The sequence below is a fragment of the Actinoplanes sp. NPDC048791 genome (assembly GCF_040650095.1).
GTDB lineage: Bacteria > Actinomycetota > Actinomycetes > Mycobacteriales > Micromonosporaceae > Actinoplanes.
On record NZ_JBEZGQ010000677.1, the window covers coordinates 1 to 1,836 of the forward strand.

General features: G+C 67.4%; 2 protein-coding genes. Both read left to right on the forward strand.

Going from position 1 to position 1,836, the window contains the following annotated elements; all coding sequences use genetic code 11:
* Positions 1-67 precede the first annotated feature (67 nt).
* Positions 68-967, forward strand: a complete 900-nt coding sequence (locus AB0C29_RS34290; protein WP_360829199.1) for a helix-turn-helix domain-containing protein — start codon at positions 68-70, stop codon at positions 965-967.
* Positions 968-1,039: 72 nt separating this feature from the next.
* Complete coding sequence (locus AB0C29_RS34295; protein WP_360829202.1) at positions 1,040-1,738, forward strand: hypothetical protein; 699 nt, start codon at positions 1,040-1,042, stop codon at positions 1,736-1,738.
* The last annotated feature ends 98 nt before the right edge of the window (positions 1,739-1,836 follow it).

The window sequence follows — 1,836 nt, forward strand, 5'->3', positions numbered from 1 at the left end:
GGCGGGGCGGCGGGATGGCGCAAGAAACGTGAAGGTTTTGGGGGTGGGGGGTTGGTAGCGTTCGGGTGTGTTGGTGCGGACGCGGGAGTTGCTTCGGCTTCTTGCTGTTGTCAATTCGCGGTTGGGTGAGGACGTTTCGTTGCCGGCGCTGGCGGAGCGGGCGCATCGGTCGCGTTTTGACTTGCATCGTCGGCTTCGGCGGTTGACGGGTCAGACGCCGAAGGCCTACACGACGCGGGTCCGGCTGGCTCGCGCCGCTGGTGATCTGGTGGCCGGCGATCGTCGGGTGTCGGCGATCGCGTTCGAGTACGGGTTCGGCAGTCATGAGGTCTTCACCCGGACTTTCACCCGCCACCTGGGCCGGAGCCCGCGGAGCTACCGGGCCCGTGGTTTGCATGTGGGCGGCCGGCACATCGCCGTTGTGCATGCGTCGGCGGTGAGTTCGGCGGCGCCCTGTATCAGTCTTTATCGCATCAGCATCCTCGAGAGGAAAACCGCTGTGCCGCTTGAAATCTCGGTTCGTGACCTGCCTGCCGTCCACGCCCTGGTGATACGTCGTCGGGTCACGCGTGATGAGATCGCGGCCGCGCTCGGCGAGAGTCTGCCGAAGGTTTTCGACTATGCCCAGCGGCATGGGCTGGCGATCGCCGGGCCGCCGTTCGCTCGCTATCCGGAAGTGGGGATGGGTTCGCTCGTGATCGAGGGTGGCATAACGATTGCCGCGCCCTCGTCAGCGGCGCTCGACGACGGGATCGAGGCGCTTGTCATTCCAGCGGGCCGGGCGGTGGTGACCGTTCATCGTGGGTCTTACGACAGCCTTTCGGAGTCCTACGAGCAGATCGAGAAGTGGATGCGTGAGCAGGGACTGTCCGCGGCCGGAGCGCCCTGGGAGACGTATCTGACCGATCCGGGCGAACGTCCCGATCCGGCGACGTGGGAGACGGAGATCGTCCAGCCTGTTCGGTGACCGCCCGCGGCCGGGCGGCCGAGCCCTGAGTGGGCGGATCCGGGTCGCCGGTGGGCCTGCCATGATCACGCGATGGGTTACGACCTGCACATCACCCGGGCGTTCCAGGCGTACGAGAGTGAGCGCTTCCCGATTCTCGGCGCCGAGGTGGACGAGCTGGTGCGCGACGGGCCGGATCTGGCGATCCCGGCGGACGCCCCGCGACGGCCGGACTTCTGTTACCTGCTGTGGACGGCTGACCCTTCCGACCGGGGGCACTACCTGTTGTTCCAGCGTGGCCGGCTCAGCATCAAGCATCCGGAACCGGCGTTCCTGCGTCGCATGATCGAGTGGGCGGCGCGGCTGGACGCGTGGGTCATCGGGGACGATGCCGAGGTCTGCGAGTGGGACGGTGAGCGGGTCGTGGCGCGGCAACGCGGTCCGGGGGCGTTTGCCGGGCGGCGGCGGTTCATCACCCGGGGCACGTGGTTGGGTGGCTTGAACAGCCAGGCCCCGATCCGGGCCGATGAGTGGGCGGCCGTGGTCGCCGCGCAACCGGATTTCAGCATGGCCACGAGCGTGGAGGCGATTCTGCCGTCCGGGACCCGGATGATTCCGTGTCCGGCCGTTGCCTGTTGGAACGGGCATCCTTCCGGTCGGGTCGTTCCGTTCTTCTTCGACGAGGACGTCATCGAGGTGCGGGACGCCGACCCGCTGACCGAGCGGCGCATGGTGGAACTGGCGGTTGCTCTGGGGGCCACGGCGGTCGACGACGATGACCAGCCCGTGTGAGTGGTGTTGACTCGGCGGCATGGATCGCCGACTCAGCAGCATCGCGCATACCCATCATCCGATCGCGGCACCGATTTTCGGGGTCAATGTCAACCGGC

Bases quoted from the DNA above. Each gene is read 5' to 3' on its own strand.
- AB0C29_RS34295 (WP_360829202.1), top strand. From the start codon at position 1,040: ATGGGTTACGACCTGCACATCACCCGGGCGTTCCAGGCGTACGAGAGT.